The following is a 17,127-nucleotide window of genomic DNA, read 5'->3' on the forward strand; positions in this document are numbered from 1 at the left end:
CGCGTCTTCGCTCCTGGAGCGCGGGCCACTCCTCTTAGCCCAAGGTTGCGATCATGAGCAGAAACATTCCGGAAAAGCGGGCCAGGCAGGGTGGCTTGGGGCGACCGGTCCTTGGCGTGCTCTTGGCAGGCCTTGTCTTGGCGCTCGTTGCCTGGGGGATCGCTGAAATCTATGGCGAGCAGGCTAAGACACCGGCGACACAACAAAACAGCCGGGTTCCATCGCCAGATACTTACAGCCCAAATCCTGGCCAAACGGACCCCGCAAACTCCAAGGCCGATGATGTGAATGGCGAACCGGTGGACCGAAATCCCAAGCTCGACAAGGATCCCACGCCGCGATCAAGCACTGGCGGGGATCAGCCAGGAACGCCGCCAACTCAACCTGCTTCGCCATAGCGTTCGCACTAGTTGATAAACACAATTCAAACAGATGCGGAAATGTGGAGCGGCGATTTCAGCCAATTTCAAGAGCCGGGTCTGTCAATAATCGCCGGCGCTCTCTGATAGCTGGGGAAACCTCCGCTGATTCTTACCGCTTGCTGGATGGCACTGGCGGCTCCAGACCGACTGCGCGCTGTGTCACGCCGGCAGACCTTTGCACCTCTGGGCGCTTTTGAACTTGCAAGTCGATGGAATCGGGCAAGCTGGGTGTAGATGATGCAGTCGTCATCTTATCGAGGTCCGGCAGCAACACCATCTTTGCGTAGCGTGGAGGAACCAGATGGCCTCCGAAAACAGCGAATATCCCGCACACGAATAAAGCGAGAAGCAGGGCCGTAAGCACATCTGTGAAAATTTCGACAAATCTCATGTGCTCGCTCCGCGCGTAAGGATCCCGCCGCGCTCTCGACAGTAAGAGCGGCGGGATCCTCAACCGGCGATGAAGGGACTTTGATCGACGGTCTTCTCCTAATGTGGCTTCCGGTTGCGTGTTCCCTGGTTCGGACCTTATCCACCGACTATGGGACTAAGGTCCCGAACCTAAATGGAACCGATGGGGAAGAGCGGAATCCATGTGCCTTTAAGAGGCTTCAACCAGAGGGCACGACGGCTGATCGTCAGCCTCCCGCCAGAGACAGTCCACGGGCGCGCTCGCGCAGCAAGGCAAGCAGTTCGTCGCGCCGTGGCTCCGGCGTGTCGACGGGTAACACCAGACACAAGGTCCTTTTGATGGCGCCGTGGCCGTCGTGGATGGGCGCTGCCATGCACCAGGTGAAGCGGTCCGCCAGAGCGGCGGTCTCGCTGAAACCCTGCCGGTGGGCCAGGGCAACATCGGCAAAGAATTCGGCTGGTGCAATGATGCGGCCGTCGGGAAGCTTGTAGTCGCCAGATGGGATGAAGTCCCTCAACTCTTGCTCGTTCATATGGCCGAGGAGCAGCCGTCCGGATGCCGTCCATGGGATCGGCACCTCGACCCCGACATCGCTTGAGATCCGGAACGGGCCCGGCGAATCTCGGCAGTCCAGAACGACGTATTTGTTGCCACGCAGGCCGCATAGCTGGACCGTCTCGCCTGTCTCGGCGGCCAACTTATCCAAGGTCTCGATGATGCGACGGTAATGGGCGTTGTGATGTGAGTAGGCCCAGCCGAACAGATGCATGGCGCGTCCGAAATAGACGTAACCTTCACCGCCGACGTTTTCGAGCATTTCGGCGTCGAGCAGGCTGTTGACGATCTCGTAGGTGGTCGAACGCGGCGCGCCGATCATCTTGGCGATGTCGCCGACGCGCATTGGCGCGCGGTGCCGCAGCAACGCCTCGAGCAGCATGATGACGCGGTCAATGCCGCGTCGTCGTTCGCCGTTGCGCGGCTCCGCGCCGGCTTCCTTCCCGATCGCATCGTTAGTGCCGTCGCTCATGACCATCCGCCAAAATCATTTCGGTTCTCGTCTCAAGGCGCTTGAAAGATGTCAAGGCTCGGTCTAGCATCCAATTTGTCCGATATACAGACACATTGTCTGAAATACCAGACAAACTAACGAGCCGGACGCAGACAAATCCCGAGAGGACACACGGTTTCCAAGACCCGGCGACCGACGGGTTTCCTCGCCCTTGTTCTGCACGTCGAGGCCACAACCTCTGAAGGGAACAGTCATGATGAAATCACCGTTTTTCGCATCCGCCAGCGCGCTTTGCCTCGGTCTCGTGCTGAGCTTTGGCGTCGCCTCGCAGGCCAATGCTGCCGCCAACTGCATCAAGGGCGACCGCAAGGCGCCGTACACGATCGGCTGGGCCAACATCTATTCCGTGCCGACCTGGATGAAGCAGACCCAAGGCACGATCGAAGCCGAAGTCGAGACCCTGAAGAAGCAGGGACTGGTCGACAAGCTCGTCGTCACCGACGCTCAGGGCGATGCCAACGTCCAGATCCAGCAGATTCAGTCGATGATCGATTCCGATGTCGACGCCATCATCCTGATCGCCGGTTCGTCGACCGCACCGGCACGCGTTCTGGCCGACGCCTGCGCCAAGGGCATCGCCATCATCAACTTCGACAGCCTCGTCGACACCGACAAGGTCACCGCCAAGGTCAACACCGATTCTTCGCAATGGGGCGACCAGGCCGCCAAGTTCCTGATCGACGCCATCGGCGGCAAGGGCAAGATCCTGATCCTCAATGGCCCCGCCGGGGTTTCGGTCAGCGATGACAGGCGCAAAGGCGCCGACGCTGAGCTCAAGGCCCATCCCGACGTGACGGTGCTTGCCGAGACCAACACGCCCTACAACGTCGCGCCGGCACAGGAAGCCGTCACCAGCCTGCTCTTCGCCAACCCCGAGATCGACGGCATCCTGTCGCTCGGCGGCGCTCTGTCGGCAGGCGCCGTGCTGGCCCTCGACAAGCAGGGCCGTGAACAGGTGCCGATCACCGGTGAGAACGCCCGGCAGTTTTTGGAACTCTGGAAAGAAAAGGGCTTGAAGAGCTGGGCGACGATGCAGCCGAACTGGCTCGGCGCCTTCGCCACCTACACCGCCGTTCAGGCGCTGGAAGGCAAGGATGTGCCGGCTTTCGTCAAGATTCCGCTGCCGGTGATCGACAATTCCAACATCGACGAATACCTCGCCCGGGCCAAGGACTTCCCGGCTGACGGCTACATCTTTTCTCCTTACGATGAGGAGCTGTTCAAGAAGCTGCTGGCTCAGAAATAAGCCTGAAGGGTTGTAGCGTTGACAACCATGGCTCCGCTGCTCGCGGCGCGCGGGGTGTCGAAGTCTTTCTTCGGCAACCCCGTCCTGCGCGACGTTTCAATCGCTCTCCAGCCGGGCCGCGTGCATGCGCTGCTCGGCGAGAACGGCGCCGGAAAGTCGACCTTGATCAACCTTTTGTCCGGCGCCTTGAGACCGGATGGCGGGACGATCGAGGTCGATGGACGCGCGGTCTCACGCATGACGCCAGCTGTTGCGCGGCAGGCCGGCATCGCCGTCGTCCAGCAGGAACTCAGCCTGACGGCCAGTCTTTCCATCGCCGAAAATGTTGGTCTCGGCGCCTATCCCAAACGGTTCGGCCTGATCGACTACCGCGAACTCGCTGCGCGGGCGAGGGCCGCATGCGAACTTGTCGGGCTGCACGAGCCGCTGTCGACGCCGGTCGGGAATCTGTCGCTCGGCCGCCGCCAAATGGTGGAGATCGCCAAGGCGCTCTACCGCCGGCCGCGCGTGCTCATTCTCGACGAACCGACATCGTCGCTATCGGCAACCGAAACCAAAATCCTCACCGATCTGCTGCAGCGGTTGCGCGGCGAAGGCATCGCCATTCTCTACATCTCGCACCGACTGAACGAAGTCATGGCGCTGTGCCAGCACGTCACCGTGCTGAAGGACGGCACCTGCACGGCCGACCGCACCCTGGAAGGCACCGACGCCGCCGGGTTGGTTCGGCTGATGGTCGGCCGCGATCCCGGTGATCTTTTTCCGCAATGGCAGCCTTCCAGTTTGCTTGCCGACGCTATCTCCGTCCGAAATCTTTCGGCCGGCCTGATGCGCGACGTCGATCTGGATATCAAAACGGGCGAAGTGCTTGGCATTGGCGGCCTGGTCGGGCAAGGGCAGGAAGATCTGCTGCTCGGTCTCTACGGCGCCATTCCGGCACGGACGGCGTCGGCGACCGTCAACGGCGCCTCCGGCCTGCCCGGCGGCGTGCCGAAAGCCAACGCGCTGGGGCTGGCCTATGTGCCCGCGGATCGCAAGCGCGAGGGCCTGCACCTGATCCATCCCATCATCACCAACATGATGCTGCCCGCCTTTGCCAGGCTGCCGGCGCTGAAGCTGCGCAGCCGCCGCGCAGAGCGCGAGACGGCCAAAAGCCTTGCCGCCCAACTCGGCATCAAGGGTCACCTCGGCCGGGCGGCGCAGGCTCTATCGGGCGGCAACCAGCAGAAGGTGGCGCTGGCGAAATGGATGCCGCACGACCCGTTGGTGCTTCTGCTCAACGATCCGACGCGCGGCGTCGACGTCGAAACCAAGCGTGAGATCTACATGATGCTTCGCAATTTCGCCGCCGCCGGCAAGGCGGTCGTGCTGCTCAGTTCCGACACGCCCGAACTCGTGCACCTTTGCGACCGTGTAGCCATCGTCCGCGAAGGCCGCATCGTCGCCATGCTGGCGCGTGGAGCGCTGAGCGAGGAAGCCATCGTCTCCGCGGCGATGGGCGCCGAACAGCGGAAGGTTGCGGCATGAACACATCTTCCTCCGCCCGGCAGACCGGCGCGCTCTACTGGCCGGTGCAACTGCGTCGCAATGTCGGCGTGCGCAGCCTGTTTGCCGTCGTCCTGGTGTTTCTCATCGCCTATGGCGTCCTCTTTCCGGGTCTGTTCACGGCGTCCGGCTTCGCCAAATTCACGCAGAGCTGGTTTCCATTGGCTCTGGTCGCGATGGCGCAGGCGATCCTGATGCTCACCGGCGGCATCAGCCTGGCCATCGGCGCGACGGTCAGCTTGGGCGCGGTCATCGCCGCGACGACGATGGCCGGGCCGCTGGGCGTCGCCGGGGGCACTGCCGCGGTGGCGCTGACGGGCCTCGGCATCGGGGCGGCGACCGGCTTCATCGTGGTACGGCTTCGGCTGCCGGCCATCGTGGTGACGCTTGCCGGGTCGTTCATCATCGGCGGCGCCGCACTGCTGATCCTGCCGCGGCCCGGCGGCGCAATCCCGGCGTGGCTGTCCGACCTGCTTGCCGGCAACACACCGGCGGCATTCGTGCTGCTGGTGCTCATCGTTCTCCTGTGGAAGCTCTATCTCGCCACGCCGCTTGGCTTGAGCCTCTATGCCGCCGGCGAGAATCCGGTCGGCGCCTATCGCTCCGGCGTGCCGGTCGACGGCGCGCGCATTGCGGCCTATGCGATCAGCGGTCTGCTCTCCACCGGCGCCGGCTTGTTCGTCGCCGCACAGACCGGTTCGGGCGACCCGGTCATCGGCGCCGCCTTTACCCTGAACTCGATTGCCGCTGCGGTGCTCGGCGGTATCGGCTTCCTCGGCGGCCAGGGCACGATGCGCGGCGCGCTTGCCGGCAGCCTGCTGCTCAGCCTGATGATCAGCGTCATGTTCTTCCTCGGCTTCACGCCGGTCGCACAATATGTGGCCCAGGGCCTGATCATCATCGGCGCGGTCGCCATCCCGCAATTCCGCAAGGCACAGCAATGACAGCATGGAATGACAGCGCGGGCGGCAAACGCGCCCTGACGGTCCTGCGCAGCCGGCCGTTTCTCACCGTTGCCATCGTTGCCGCGGTCTGGATCGTGGCGAGCTTCGTTTCGCGCGGCTTCGGCGCTTATGGCCATCTGCGCTATCTGGTGGAGCTCGGCGCCGTCATCGGCCTGGTTGCCGCGGGCCAGACTTTTGTGGTGATCGCCGGCGGCATCGACCTTTCCGTCGCGGCCATCGTCACGGTCAGCGCCGTCAGCCTGCCGCTGCTGTCGTGGCAGGTGGATCCGACCGGCATCACCGCCATTCTTGCCGTTCTGGTGCTGACCACGGCAATCGGCCTGGTCAACGGGCTCGGCGTCGCTTTGCTGCGCGTCCACCCGATGATCATGACATTGGCCATGGCGACATTCTTGCAGGGTCTGTTGATCATCATCGCCGGCGGCAGCGCCGTGACCGCCGAGAACCCGCTGGTCCACTGGCTCGGCAATGGCCGGCCGGCCGGCATTCCCGCTGGCGTATTGTTGTGGGTGGTCGTCTCGGCGATCGTGCTGACCACGATGCATGCGACATCGCTCGGCGCCCGGATTTTTGCCATGGGCGCCAACCCGCTTGCCGCGGCGCTGTCCGGTGTTCCGGTCACGTCCACGACGCTTGCGGTCTACGGCATCAGCGGCTTCTGCTCGGGACTTGCCGGCGTGCTCGTGTTGGGCATGAACGGACAGGGCTATGTCGGCATCGGCGATCCCTATCTGCTCGCCTCGATTGCCGCCGTGGTCCTCGGTGGCACCTCGATCCTCGGCGGGCTTGGCACCTATGCCGGCACCATCCCCGGCGCCATCCTGCTGGTCACCATCACCGCGCTGATCACCGTCGTCAACGCATCGCCCGGCTGGCGCAGCATCCTGTTCGGCTCGCTGATCCTCGGCCTGCTGCTGCTCTCAGGCCGGGAGCAGGCGCGCCGATGACACATCGTCGAGCCGATAGATGCGCCTTGCGTTGCCGAAGAACAGCGCCGTCTGCTCGTCGGCGGAAAAGTCCGCTGTGATGGTTTTGAAGCCGTCATATATGTCATCGAACGAGGCATGCAGGCCGGCGACCGGAAAGTCGCTGCCGAACATGGCGCGACCGGTGCCGAAACAATCGATGCAATGCAGGACGACGGGCTTCAGGCTGTCGAGCGTCCAGTCATGATCGTAGGCGACCAGATCCGATATTTTGATGGCGACGTTGTCGAATTGCGACAGAAGCCGCAGCCCGTCGCGCCACACCTGCATGCCATCGGCGTCGCGGTCGATCGGGCTACCGCAATGGTTGAGCACGAATTGCTGATCGGGGAAGGCCCTGGCAAGCAGCCCCGCGTCGGCGAGCTGGCGCGGAAACACCATCATGTCGAAGGCCAGCCGATGCTGGCCAAGCAAGGCAAGCCCGGCGCGCCAGGCCGGATCGTCCATGATGCCGTCACGGGCCGCAAAACGGCGGGCAGGGTCGGGATCCCAGCTCAATATGTCGCGCACGCCGGCGACACGCTCGAACGCGGCTTGCGCTTCGATCAGCGCCGGCGCCTGGCGATCGGCGAGCGGCACGTGAACCACATAGCGGGCGGCGACGCCGCGCGATTTGTCGAGTGTTTCAAGCCAGCGCGTTTCTCCGATGCAGTCGCCACTCGCCCAGCCGGCTTCGACATGGACGGTGGCGACGACATTATGCCCTATGGCATCGCGCGCATAATCCCCGGGCAGATAGTTCCGCCGCAAGGGGCCAAGCTCGCCGAGGCCGCCGCGCTCGCTGGCCGTGGCGGCGAGCCAGGGATGCCGTCCCAGTCTGAGATCCCAAAGATGATGATGGGCGTCGATGATCGGTCCGGCGTAAGGTTCTGGCACGTATCTCTCTCAGGCTGTGACCGGCGATCGATCCTGGCTTCGTTCTGCGACGGTAAAAGGGTTAGCATCGCATGACTGAAAACTCACCGGTTCCAGCCCTTTCGGTGCGCGAAAATTTTCGGCTCGACGACCGCATCCGCGGCGTGCCTCCCGGCACAACCGGGCTGGACAGCAGCCTTGTCGCGGCCGAGCACTGGCATCCGGCCGATGGACGCATGGCGCTTCCGGTGCTGACCCTCGACGAGGCGGCCTTCTCCGCCAATCGCGACCTGTTCCTGCGCTATGCGCGCGAACACAATGTTGCGATCGCTCCGCATGCCAAGACGCCGATGGCGCCCGATCTTACCCGGTCGCTGGTCGAGGCCGGCGCATGGGGCACGACGGTCGCCGACATCAGGCAAGCGACAGTGATGCTGAAGGCCGGCTTGACACGGCTGATCATCGCCAATGAGGTTGGAGGAGCCGGCGGCGCCAACCGGCTGGCCGTGCTTGCTGGTGCCTGGCCGGATGCCGAGCTCTATGTCTTTGCCGACTCGGTCGACGCCGTGAACGCGCTTGCCGAGGCTTGGCGCGCCAATGCGGCGCTGCCGCCGCTGCGCGTGCTGGTCGAACTTGGTGCGGGCAGGGCGGGCGCCCGCACCACCGCGCAAGCCGAGGCCATCGCCGATGCGATCACGGCTGCCGGCGGGCGGCTGCTGATCGCCGGCGTTGCGACCTATGAAGGGGCGGCGGCGCAACCCGAGCCCGGTCGCACCGATGAGGTGATATCCGGCCTGCTGGCAATGACCGCCGACATGTTCCTGCGGCTGCGTGCCCGCGTCGGCGGCGACGCACCGCTGATCGTCACAGCCGGCGGCTCCGCCTTCTTCGACCAGGTGGTCGCGGCGCTTGCACCCCTCGTTTCCAGCGACGGCAACGCAACGCTGGTGCTGCGCAGCGGCGCCATCTTCTTCCACGACCACGGCACCTATGACCGTTCGCTCGGCGCCCTCGATGCCCGCAAAGGTTTTGCCATAGGCGGCATCAGCGCTTCGGCGCGGCATTCCTTTCGCCCTGCGCTACGCCTTTGGGCCGAAGTGCTGTCGCGTCCGGAGCCGGGCCTTGTCATCTGCGGCATGGGCATGCGCGACGTGTCGTTCGACCAGGGCTTTCCAACGCCGCTCACCGTCTTTCGTGCCTGCAAGCCGCTGCCGATGCCGGCGGCGCGCGCCGAGGTGGTCAAGCTCAACGACCAGCATTCCTTCCTGTCGATTGCACCGAGCGACGACGTGGCCGTCGGCGACGTCGTCGAATTCGGCATCTCGCATCCATGCACCTGCCTCGACCGTTATCGCGTGATCTTCGGCGTCGACGCGACCGGCCACGTCCGCCACGCTTTCCCCACCTGGTTCGGCTGACCAGATCCCCCAAAAAGAGAACCTCGAAAGGATCCGATATGATCAAGTATTTTCAGTCCGGCTCGCGCATGTCGCAGGCAGTCGTCTATGGCGGCCTCGTTCACATAGCCGGCCAAGTGGCCAACGATCGCAAGGCCGGCATCGAAGGCCAGACCAGCGACGTGCTTGCCAAAGTCGAGGCGCTGCTGGTCGAGGTCGGCAGCAGCAAGTCGAAGTTGGTGGCGGTCAACATCTTCCTGCCGCAGATCGGTGATTTCGAGGCCATGAACAGCATCTACGATGCCTGGATCGATCCTGCCCGCCTGCCGGCGCGGGCCTGCGTCGAGGCGCGGCTTGCCGACCCTGATCTCCGCATCGAAATCACCGCGGTCGCGGCGGTCTGACCATGCACACCGGCCTCGCCCACACGCTCGATTTCGACCGCGACGGCAAGACGCTCAGCCATCTAAGCATTCCGTTCTCGATCGATCGCTCGCCCTACTTTCAGGTCAAGGTGCCGATCTGCCTCATCCGCAATGGCGACGGCCCGTCACTGCTTTTGATGGCCGGCAATCACGGCGACGAATATGAGGGCGAGCTGTCGCTGGCAAAACTGGCGCGCCGGCTCGATCCGAAGCGGATCAAGGGCCGCATCACCATCATGCCGATGGCCAACGCCCCTGCGGTGATGGCCGCCAAGCGCTGCTCGCCGCTCGACGGCGGCAATCTCAACCGGGCGTTTCCCGGCGATCCCTCGGGAACGCCGACAAGCCGGCTCGCCAATTTCCTTGAGACGGAGCTGTTTCCTCGTCACGACGTCGTCTTCGATATCCATTCGGGCGGCACGTCGATGGAGCATCTGCCGACCGCGCTGGTCGAACGCAACGCCGATCCCGAGCGCCACCGGCGTGGCGTCGAGCTGATGCGCACGCTCGGCATGCCCTACGGCTTTATCGCTGACAACGGCCAGGCCTCGCCAACCTCGATGGGCGCAGCGCGCCGCGCCGGCGCCGTCGGCGTCAGCGGTGAGTTCGGCGGCGGTGGCACCGCAACGGTCGATTCGATGGCGATCACGGCCCGCGCGCTCGACCGTCTGATGATAGCAATGGGTGTGGTCGACGCGCCGGTTCTTGGCGCGGGCGAAAAGCCTTCGGCGCCGACAAGGCTGCTGTCCCTGTCCAGGCACAGCCAGGGCCTCTATGCCACCCGCCGCGGCTGGTTCGAGCCCGCCGCTAGGCTCGGCGACAGTGTCACTTCAGGACAATTGGCCGGCTGGTACCACGATCTCGAGCGGCTCGATGTTGCCGAGGAGGCCCTGCATTTCGCCGAAAGCGGCTTGGTGCTGTCGCGCCGGCTGCACACGATGTGTGAGGCGGGCGACTGCCTAATGCAGGTCGCAGAGCCGGTCGACGGCTGAGCCAAAGGCAGAGGATATTCCATGCAGCAACTGTCCATGTGGACCTATCCCTGGGACATCCAGGATCTCGGCCTGGAGACGGTCGAACGTGATCTTGTCGAGCGCGCCGGGCTCAACATGATCAGCCTGGCGACATCCTATCATGCCGGGCGCTTCCTGCAGCCGCGCAGCCCGCGCCGCAAGGCCTATTTCCCTGAGGACGGCACCATCTATTTCAAGCCGACCGCTGCGCGCTGGGGAAGTCTAGCCATCCAGCCCAAGGTGGCTGACGTGATCACTGAGGGCGGCGACGTGCTCGGTCAGCTCATCCGCCGTCGCGACGCGGGCGGACTAGGAGTTTCGTGCTGGACGGTCTGCCTGCACAACACCCGCCTGGGCATGCTGCATCCGCAGGCCGTCACCCGCAACGCCTTCGGCGATGCCAATTACTACAATCTCTGCCCCTCCCATCCCGATGCGCGCGCCTATGTCCGCGCGCTGATCGCAGACATCTCGCACAGCTACCGGCCGGACCGGATAGAACTTGAAAGCCCGTCCTTCATGGGCTTTGCCCATGAATACCATCACGAGAAGGACGGTGTCGGGCTGACGCCGGAAGACGATTTTCTTTTGTCTCTGTGCTTCTGTCCGTCCTGCGTCGCCCGTGCGGCAAAAGCCGGCATCGATGCCGAGGCGGCGCGCAAGCTCACCAGGCAATGGATCGTCGAGACCTGCGAGCGTGCGATGCCTGAGCGGCGCTTTCCCGATTTTCCCGCCTGCGGCATCGACGCCTTTGCCCCCTGGCCGGAGCTCCATGCCTATCTCTTGTGGCGATTCGAGCCAGTGACCAGCCTGGTCGCCGAACTGCGCGAGGTAGCCGATCCCACGACGCGGGTCGTTATTATCGATCTGAAAGACGGCTGGCTTGGCGGTTGCGATCTGGCAGCGCTGGGCAAGGTCTGCGACGGGGCGATCCTGTGCGCCTACGACATGCAGGCCGGCGATGTCGCCAGCCTGATGGCGGCCGGCCGTGCGGCACTGGGCGCGGACAAATTCCTCGGCGCCGGCTACCGGCTGTTCTATCCGGAAATGGCCCGCCCCGACATTCTTGCGGCCAAGGTGAAGCCAGCGCTGGCGCCCGGTGTCGACGGCATCAATTTCTACAATTACGGCCTCATTCCAGCCGCGCGGCTCGACTGGATCCGCGCTGTTCGGCAGCCTTGAGCCAGCCGGCCAATGCTCGCCGGCCACGAGGCGTTGAGGCCGGATTCGGGCGCGAGCGCTGCGGGGTGAATCAAATCAGCGAAACCTGAAGCCATCCATGGTGTAATCCGGGTATGCGTCCATCGTGTCGAACAGGTCGAACAGGTCAGGTGTGTCCGCCAATATTCCTGACAGAACCAGCACCGTGGCCACGCCGGCAGCAAGTCCGCCAGCGATGTCGTGTTCGACACTGTCGCCGACGCAGACCACAGTGCCGCGGTCTGGATTGCCTGCCAGCGCTAGTGCGGCGCCGAATATGGCGGGGTAAGGCTTGCCGATACGCGTGACGCTACCACCGAGGTCCTCGTAGAGATCCGCCAGCCGGCCGGCACCGAAGCGCGGCCCCACTGCCGTCAGCATGATCTTGTCAGGGTTGGTGCAGAAGCATGGCACCTGCCGCACCGCAGCCGGCGCAAGAAGTCGGCGATAGTGCTCAAGATCATAGCGGTCGCCCTCGCTGGCCGAAATCAGCACCAGCCCGGCATCGTCACCGTCCTTAGTCAATGCGAACGGCAGACCTTCGATCGCCGAGCGGTCATCGTCGCGGCTTATCAACAGGCATTTCGTGTTTGGCAGTAGCTTTCCGGATACCGCCATGTCGTGGAAGAACTCCCACGCGACCTCGCCGGAAGAAACAAAATGGTCCCAGCTTCCCGGTTCGAAGCCGAGCTTTAGCAGCCGGCTCTCGTTAGGCCCCGCCCGCTTGCCGGAGTTCGAGATCAGCACAATGGTCTTGCCGGCGCGCTTCAGCGCCGACAGTGCTTCCACTGCCCCTGGATAGGGGCTGGCGCCGTCATGCAGCACGCCGAACTGATCGAGCAGGAAAAAATCATAGCGCTCGGCCAGCTGGTTGACGCCGTTGAGGTGTTCGACTGTTTTCGCGCTCATAGAAGCCCCGCCGCGCTTGCGCCCATCAGCGCCAGCCGCGCTGTGCCGGCGGCGGCTTCGTCCGAAAGCGCCGGCAGGAAATCAACACCAAGTCTGCGCTGCCGGATCGCCGTCCAGGCGGCATTCGCCGCACCGCCGCCGACGCTTCTGACCGACGTCAGCTGCGGAGCGCCGAGCTCGGCGAGCCTGTCATAGCCGAGCGCCTCGATCGCGGCGATACCCTCCAACATGGCTTTCAGATAGTCGGCGTCCTCCACCGGTCGCGGCACAAGACGCGGCGGCAGTGCCGGATCGGCGATCGGAAAGCGTTCGCCTGCAGTGGCAAGAGGATAGTAGTCGAGGCCGGTCTCGGTCATCGGGTCGATCGCCATGCTCAGCTCGACGATGCGCGCCAGAGGGAAATGCTGTGTCAGCACCTTGCCGCCGGAGTTCGATGCGCCGCCCGCCAGCCAGACATCTCCAAGCCGATGGCTGTAGATGCCGAAGCGTGGCGCCGAGATAGGCCGGTCGGACAGGATCTTGACGGTCAACGACGACCCCAGCGCGGTGACGCCGTCGCCTATTGCCGCGGCACCTGTCGCCAGGAACGAGGCGCAGCCATCGGTCGTTCCGGCGACGACGGCGATTTCGCGCGGTAAGCCGAACATATCCGCGGCATCCGCGGTGAGTTTGCCGACGACATCGCCCGGCCTGGCGATACCGGGCAGCAACTCCATGCGCATTTCGGTGGCCGCAATCCAGTCCGGCCAGCAGCGGGCCGTGATGTCGTAACCGGTTTTCAAGGCATTGTTCTCGTCGCTGACATCGAAGCGACCGGAGAATTGTCCCGCGATCCAGTCCGCCTGATGCAGCACCGCGGCAACACCGGGCGTGCGCTGGAACCAGAGCGCCTTGGCGAGACCGGACGTCGCCCCAAGTGCGGCACTGGTCGCTGGGGCTTCGCGAGCGATCGCGACCAGAATGGCGTTGTCGGCGACCGTATCGTTGTACATCAGCGGCTCGGCCAGCGGCCGCCCGGCGCCGTCGACCGGCAGCAACGTACCTGAAGTGCCGTCAACAGCGATCGACCGGACCGCTGTTCGGTCGATGCCCGAAAGCAGTTCCGCCAGCGCTGCGCCGACCGCTGACCACCACACTGCAGGGTCGCGGGCATTCCGGCCAAACAACTCGAGCGAAACGGCGGAACGCGCGGCAATGGAAAAATCCGGACGCATGGCGACCGCGCGCGCGCCGGACGTGCCGATGTCGATGCCTATGGCAAGCGGCGTGTCAGCGGCTGGCGGCATTGAGTTTCTGGCGATACTTCTCGGCGTCCCAGTTGACCAGTTCATCGTTCTCGGCGGCGGTGAGGTAGTTCAGCCGCGCTGCAATGTCGATGCGTGCCGTCACGTCGGCAAGGCAGCGTTGCATGGCGTCGGCGCCCGCACTGGCATCGCCGCGCATCAGCACGCCCAGCCCGGGAAACAGGATCGCCACGGGGTTTGTACCGCACCGCTCGATGACGCGCGGCACATCCTCACCGGGCTTTGCCACCACCGACCCCCGACCCAGAAAGATGACGTGATCGGGGTAGAGGCTGCCCCCGGACGCCATGCGGCGGCTTTCGGGATCGATGGCGACCGCGTGCGCCTCGATTTCCGCCGGCAGCCTGTAACCGGTTTTCCCGGCCAGCGCCGCCAATCCCGCAACATCCGGTTCCGCCACTTGGCGCGCCGGCCGCGCCAGAAGCAGCGTGACGCGGCGCAGCAGCACTTCGGCCTTGGCGACGGTATCGGCCGCGACGACCAGCCCGTGATTGGCAAGGATTAGCACGTCGACCCCAGCCTGAAGCCGCTCGGCAATACCCTGGGCAAGCGGCAGGCCTGGCCGGAAATAAGGAACATACGCCCATTTGAGACCATCAAGGCGTCTGGCGGCTTCCACCTCGCAATTGGCCTGTACCGCCAGCGAAATGGTTTCGACGCAATGGACATGCAGGACGACGCGCTGCGGCATCAGCGCGTGAACGGTGGTTTCAATCGAAGGGCGCAGGCGCCGGGCGTTGAGCGTCTCGATGGCGAAGATCTGCGGCTGGTCGGCGGCGCTGTCGCGCTGTTCGACAGCCCTGAGCAGCGGCGCCATCGCCACCGGGACCATGATGTCTTCGGAGAGCGCATCCTTCAGCCATGTGCCGGAAGCCTTGATCCACAGCGTGTCGCCGGCTTTCAGCGAGGTGTTGCCGCCGGCGGCCTGGGTCAGATTTGGATTGCGCCCGATGCTGGCCGAAAGCGCCCGCAAAGCAGCCATTTCCTGCGCATCCGCATAGCTCGCCATGGCGCATTTCCTCTATCAGCTCCGTCAGCCTCGCAGCTTCGGATACCCGTCGTGGGATGTTGATGTGTATCGCAGATGCGAGCGACTTACGTCAATAGTGATCTAATGTCATCAAAGGTTCTTGCAATCGGAAAGATGTTGAGTAAGTTACGTCAAATGCCGTGGCAAAAACGGCTCCTGGGAGGAAAACGATTGAGCGACTCCGGCCGCCAGCGTCAGATCGTCGAGTTGCTGCGGGATCGCCCCTTCGCGTCGGTGCGCGAACTGCAGGAGCAGCTCGGCGTGTCGGCGGCGACGGTGCGGCGCGACATCGACAAGATCGACGAGGCCGGTGAAGCACGGAAGGTCTATGGTGGCATCTCGGCGCTCGACGGCGCTTCACAGGCGGGTGTTGCCTATGCCAGGCCCTATGACGAGAACCGCGACCTCGCGGTCGAGGCCAAGCGGCAGATCGCCGCTCTCGCGGCCACGATGGTGCGCGACGGCGATGCGGTCATCGTGCATGGCGGTTCGACCTGCTTCCACCTTGGGGTCAAGCTGGCTGAGCGCAGCATCCGTCTCTATACCAATTCGATGCCGCTCGCGGCCTATCTGAGCGACCACGGCCATTGCAGCCTGACCGTTGCCGGCGGCGATCTGCATCGTGAGCCGGGCATCATCCATTCACCGACCCAGGCGGAGCCGTTCTACGCATCGAAGTTCTTTCTCGGCGCGCAAGGCCTTGGCCAGGAGGGCGTGCTGGAATCGCACCCGCTGCTGGTCCGCTCCATCGCCGATCTCAGCCTGTGTGCCGACCAGATCGTGGTGCTGGCCGACAGCCGCAAACTGTCGATCCACGCCCGTAACATCGCGCTGCCCTTGTCGCGCATCGGCACGCTGGTGACCGATGACGGCCTGTCCGACGTCGACGCGCGCATGCTGGAAGACGCGGGCGTCATGGTGCGCGTCGCCTCGGCTTCGGGAGCCATCCAGTGAAGATGGCCGTCCTCGATTTCGGCAAGACCAATTCGAAGCTGTTCGTCTTCGCTCAGGACGGGCGCATCGTCGACGAGCGCCGGACCCGGCCGAACTGGATGCGCAAAGATGGCTTCAGCGTGCTTGATGAGGCAGCACTTCACGATTGGGCGGTTCGCGCCGTAAGCGAGGCCGCCGACATCCATGGCGTAGAGGGCGTGATGGTGTCGGGCCATGGCTGCACCTTTGCCCTGGTCGACGAGGCGGCGCTGACGCATCCGATACTCGATTACGAGCAAGAGCCGCCGGCTGATATTGCCGCGCAAATTGATCGCCTCGTTCCGGATTTCACCGAGACCTTCTCGCCGCGATTGCCGCTCGGCTTCAACTACGGTCGCCACATGCTGTGGCTACAGGCGGTGCAACCCGGTGCATTCACGGCCGCGAAATTGATCCTCGGCTATCCACAATACTGGAGCTGGCGGTTTGGCGGCCGGGCGGTCTCGGAAGTGTCCTATCTCGGCTGCCACTCGCATTTATGGGCGCCGCGCAAGCGCGACTTCAGTTCGCTGGTCGACATTGAGGGCTGGCGCGACCGGATGCCCGCTTTCGAGCGGGCGGGCTCGGTTGTCGGCGAGCAACGCCTCGGCGATACGAAGCGGCGGATCGCCATCCACAATGGTGTCCATGACAGCAATGCCGCGCTCCATGCCTATCGCCGGCAGGAGCTTGGCCCGGTCACCGTCGTCTCGACCGGCACCTGGGTCGTCGTGCTTAATCCGGATTGCCTGCTCGACGCGCTCGATGGCCAGCGCGACATGCTGGTCAATGTCGATGTCGACGGCGGCCCTGTGCCGACCATCCGCTTTATGGGCGGGCGCGAATTCGCCACGATCAGCGACGGCTGGCAAGGCGCGATCGCGCCGGCGACAGTGCAGCGGGTGATCAACGCCGGCAGCATGGCGCTGCCGAGCTTCGCGCCGGGCGGCCCAATGCCCGGCCGCGCCGGCAAATTGGTCGGCCGCATGCCAAGCGCCGAGGAACGCGCAGCCGTGGCGCTGCTCTACGTCGCGCTGATGGTCGACCTCTGCCTCGACCAGATCCATTCGGATAACACCGTGATCGTCGATGGCGGACTGAACGCTGGCGGCCTGCTCGCCGGGCTAGTGGCGCAACTGCGTCCCAGCCAGGCCTTCCTGCAAGGGGCCACACTGGAGGGCAGCGCCACCGGGGCGGCGGCGCTGGCCTTCGAGACCGTCGGCCGCGAATTTGCCGCGGAAGTGCCGGAGCCCGTGCGTGCCGCAAGCTTCACCGGACTTGCCCGATATCGCGACACATGGCGTGGCCTCATCGGCGAGCAGGGCATCCCCCGCGCGGCAGCGGGAGGCGCACGGTGATCGTCGCTGCTCAGGCCGA

General features: G+C 64.5%; 15 protein-coding genes. 10 read left to right on the forward strand and 5 right to left on the reverse strand.

The genetic code is table 11. From position 1 onward, the window contains the following. Positions 1 to 1,060 precede the first annotated feature (1,060 nt). Positions 1,061 to 1,861 carry an IclR family transcriptional regulator gene (locus X771_RS159980; protein ID WP_023686799.1) on the reverse strand — a complete coding sequence of 267 codons (801 nt, stop codon included), beginning with the start codon at positions 1,859 to 1,861 and terminating at the stop codon, positions 1,061 to 1,063. A 235-nt stretch (positions 1,862 to 2,096) separates the two neighbouring features. On the opposite strand from X771_RS159980, the gene X771_RS159975 reads away from it, so the two are divergent. The 4 genes from X771_RS159975 to X771_RS159960 are packed head-to-tail and all read left to right on the forward strand — an operon-like array spanning position 2,097 to position 6,606. Continuing rightward, a complete protein-coding gene (locus X771_RS159975; RefSeq protein WP_023748647.1) occupies positions 2,097 to 3,149 on the forward strand; it encodes an ABC transporter substrate-binding protein in 1,053 nt (350 codons plus the stop codon). 27 nt (positions 3,150 to 3,176) lie between these two features. Beyond that, positions 3,177 to 4,676 (forward strand): sugar ABC transporter ATP-binding protein, encoded by a 1,500-nt coding sequence (locus tag X771_RS159970; RefSeq protein WP_196815217.1) that lies wholly within the window; start codon positions 3,177 to 3,179, stop codon positions 4,674 to 4,676. Next, positions 4,673 to 5,638: an ABC transporter permease gene (locus tag X771_RS159965; protein WP_023686801.1), complete on the forward strand. Its 966-nt coding sequence runs from the start codon at positions 4,673 to 4,675 to the stop codon at positions 5,636 to 5,638. Before X771_RS159970 ends, X771_RS159965 begins: the two co-directional genes overlap by 4 nt. Continuing rightward, entirely contained in the window at positions 5,635 to 6,606 is a 972-nt protein-coding gene (locus X771_RS159960) for an ABC transporter permease (protein WP_023695084.1), read from the forward strand. The genes X771_RS159965 and X771_RS159960 overlap by 4 nt, the downstream gene beginning before the upstream one ends. Here the strand turns inward: X771_RS159960 and X771_RS159955 are convergent. Further along, complete coding sequence (locus X771_RS159955) at positions 6,580 to 7,521, reverse strand: amidohydrolase family protein (protein ID WP_023686802.1); 942 nt, start codon at positions 7,519 to 7,521, stop codon at positions 6,580 to 6,582. The genes X771_RS159960 and X771_RS159955 overlap by 27 nt on opposite strands. A 71-nt stretch (positions 7,522 to 7,592) precedes the next feature. Between X771_RS159955 and X771_RS159950 the strand changes: the two genes are divergently transcribed. The 4 genes from X771_RS159950 to X771_RS159935 are packed head-to-tail and all read left to right on the forward strand — an operon-like array spanning position 7,593 to position 11,517. Further along, positions 7,593 to 8,918 (forward strand): alanine racemase, encoded by a 1,326-nt coding sequence (locus tag X771_RS159950; protein ID WP_023686803.1) that lies wholly within the window; start codon positions 7,593 to 7,595, stop codon positions 8,916 to 8,918. Between the two features lie 38 nt (positions 8,919 to 8,956). Continuing rightward, positions 8,957 to 9,301 carry a RidA family protein gene (locus X771_RS159945; protein ID WP_023686804.1) on the forward strand — a complete coding sequence of 115 codons (345 nt, stop codon included), beginning with the start codon at positions 8,957 to 8,959 and terminating at the stop codon, positions 9,299 to 9,301. A 2-nt stretch (positions 9,302 to 9,303) separates the two neighbouring features. Further along, complete coding sequence (locus X771_RS159940; RefSeq protein ID WP_023686805.1) at positions 9,304 to 10,314, forward strand: succinylglutamate desuccinylase/aspartoacylase family protein; 1,011 nt, start codon at positions 9,304 to 9,306, stop codon at positions 10,312 to 10,314. A gap of 21 nt (positions 10,315 to 10,335) precedes the next feature. Beyond that, positions 10,336 to 11,517, forward strand: coding sequence for a hypothetical protein (locus tag X771_RS159935; protein WP_023807587.1), 1,182 nt, complete (start codon positions 10,336 to 10,338; stop codon positions 11,515 to 11,517). Between the two features lie 75 nt (positions 11,518 to 11,592). Here the strand turns inward: X771_RS159935 and X771_RS159930 are convergent, their stop codons facing one another. Genes X771_RS159930 through X771_RS159920 form a run of 3 tightly spaced genes read right to left on the reverse strand, consistent with a single transcriptional unit; the run spans position 11,593 to position 14,757 of the window. Then, positions 11,593 to 12,444, reverse strand: a complete 852-nt coding sequence (locus X771_RS159930; protein WP_023686807.1) for a TIGR01459 family HAD-type hydrolase — start codon at positions 12,442 to 12,444, stop codon at positions 11,593 to 11,595. Beyond that, positions 12,441 to 13,730 (reverse strand): FGGY-family carbohydrate kinase, encoded by a 1,290-nt coding sequence (locus tag X771_RS159925; RefSeq protein WP_023723356.1) that lies wholly within the window; start codon positions 13,728 to 13,730, stop codon positions 12,441 to 12,443. Before X771_RS159925 ends, X771_RS159930 begins: the two co-directional genes overlap by 4 nt. Beyond that, on the reverse strand, positions 13,714 to 14,757 hold the full coding sequence (locus X771_RS159920; protein ID WP_023686809.1) for a class II aldolase/adducin family protein: 1,044 nt from the start codon (positions 14,755 to 14,757) through the stop codon (positions 13,714 to 13,716). Before X771_RS159920 ends, X771_RS159925 begins: the two co-directional genes overlap by 17 nt. 192 nt (positions 14,758 to 14,949) lie before the next feature. Here X771_RS159920 and X771_RS159915 point away from each other — a divergent pair, with 192 nt between their 5' ends. After that, positions 14,950 to 15,732, forward strand: coding sequence for a DeoR/GlpR family DNA-binding transcription regulator (locus tag X771_RS159915; protein ID WP_023686810.1), 783 nt, complete (start codon positions 14,950 to 14,952; stop codon positions 15,730 to 15,732). Beyond that, on the forward strand, positions 15,729 to 17,108 hold the full coding sequence (locus X771_RS159910; protein ID WP_023686811.1) for an FGGY-family carbohydrate kinase: 1,380 nt from the start codon (positions 15,729 to 15,731) through the stop codon (positions 17,106 to 17,108). The genes X771_RS159915 and X771_RS159910 overlap by 4 nt, the downstream gene beginning before the upstream one ends. Positions 17,109 to 17,127: the final 19 nt, after the last annotated feature.

The organism is Mesorhizobium sp. LSJC269B00 (assembly GCF_000502815.1).
Taxonomy (GTDB): domain Bacteria; phylum Pseudomonadota; class Alphaproteobacteria; order Rhizobiales; family Rhizobiaceae; genus Mesorhizobium.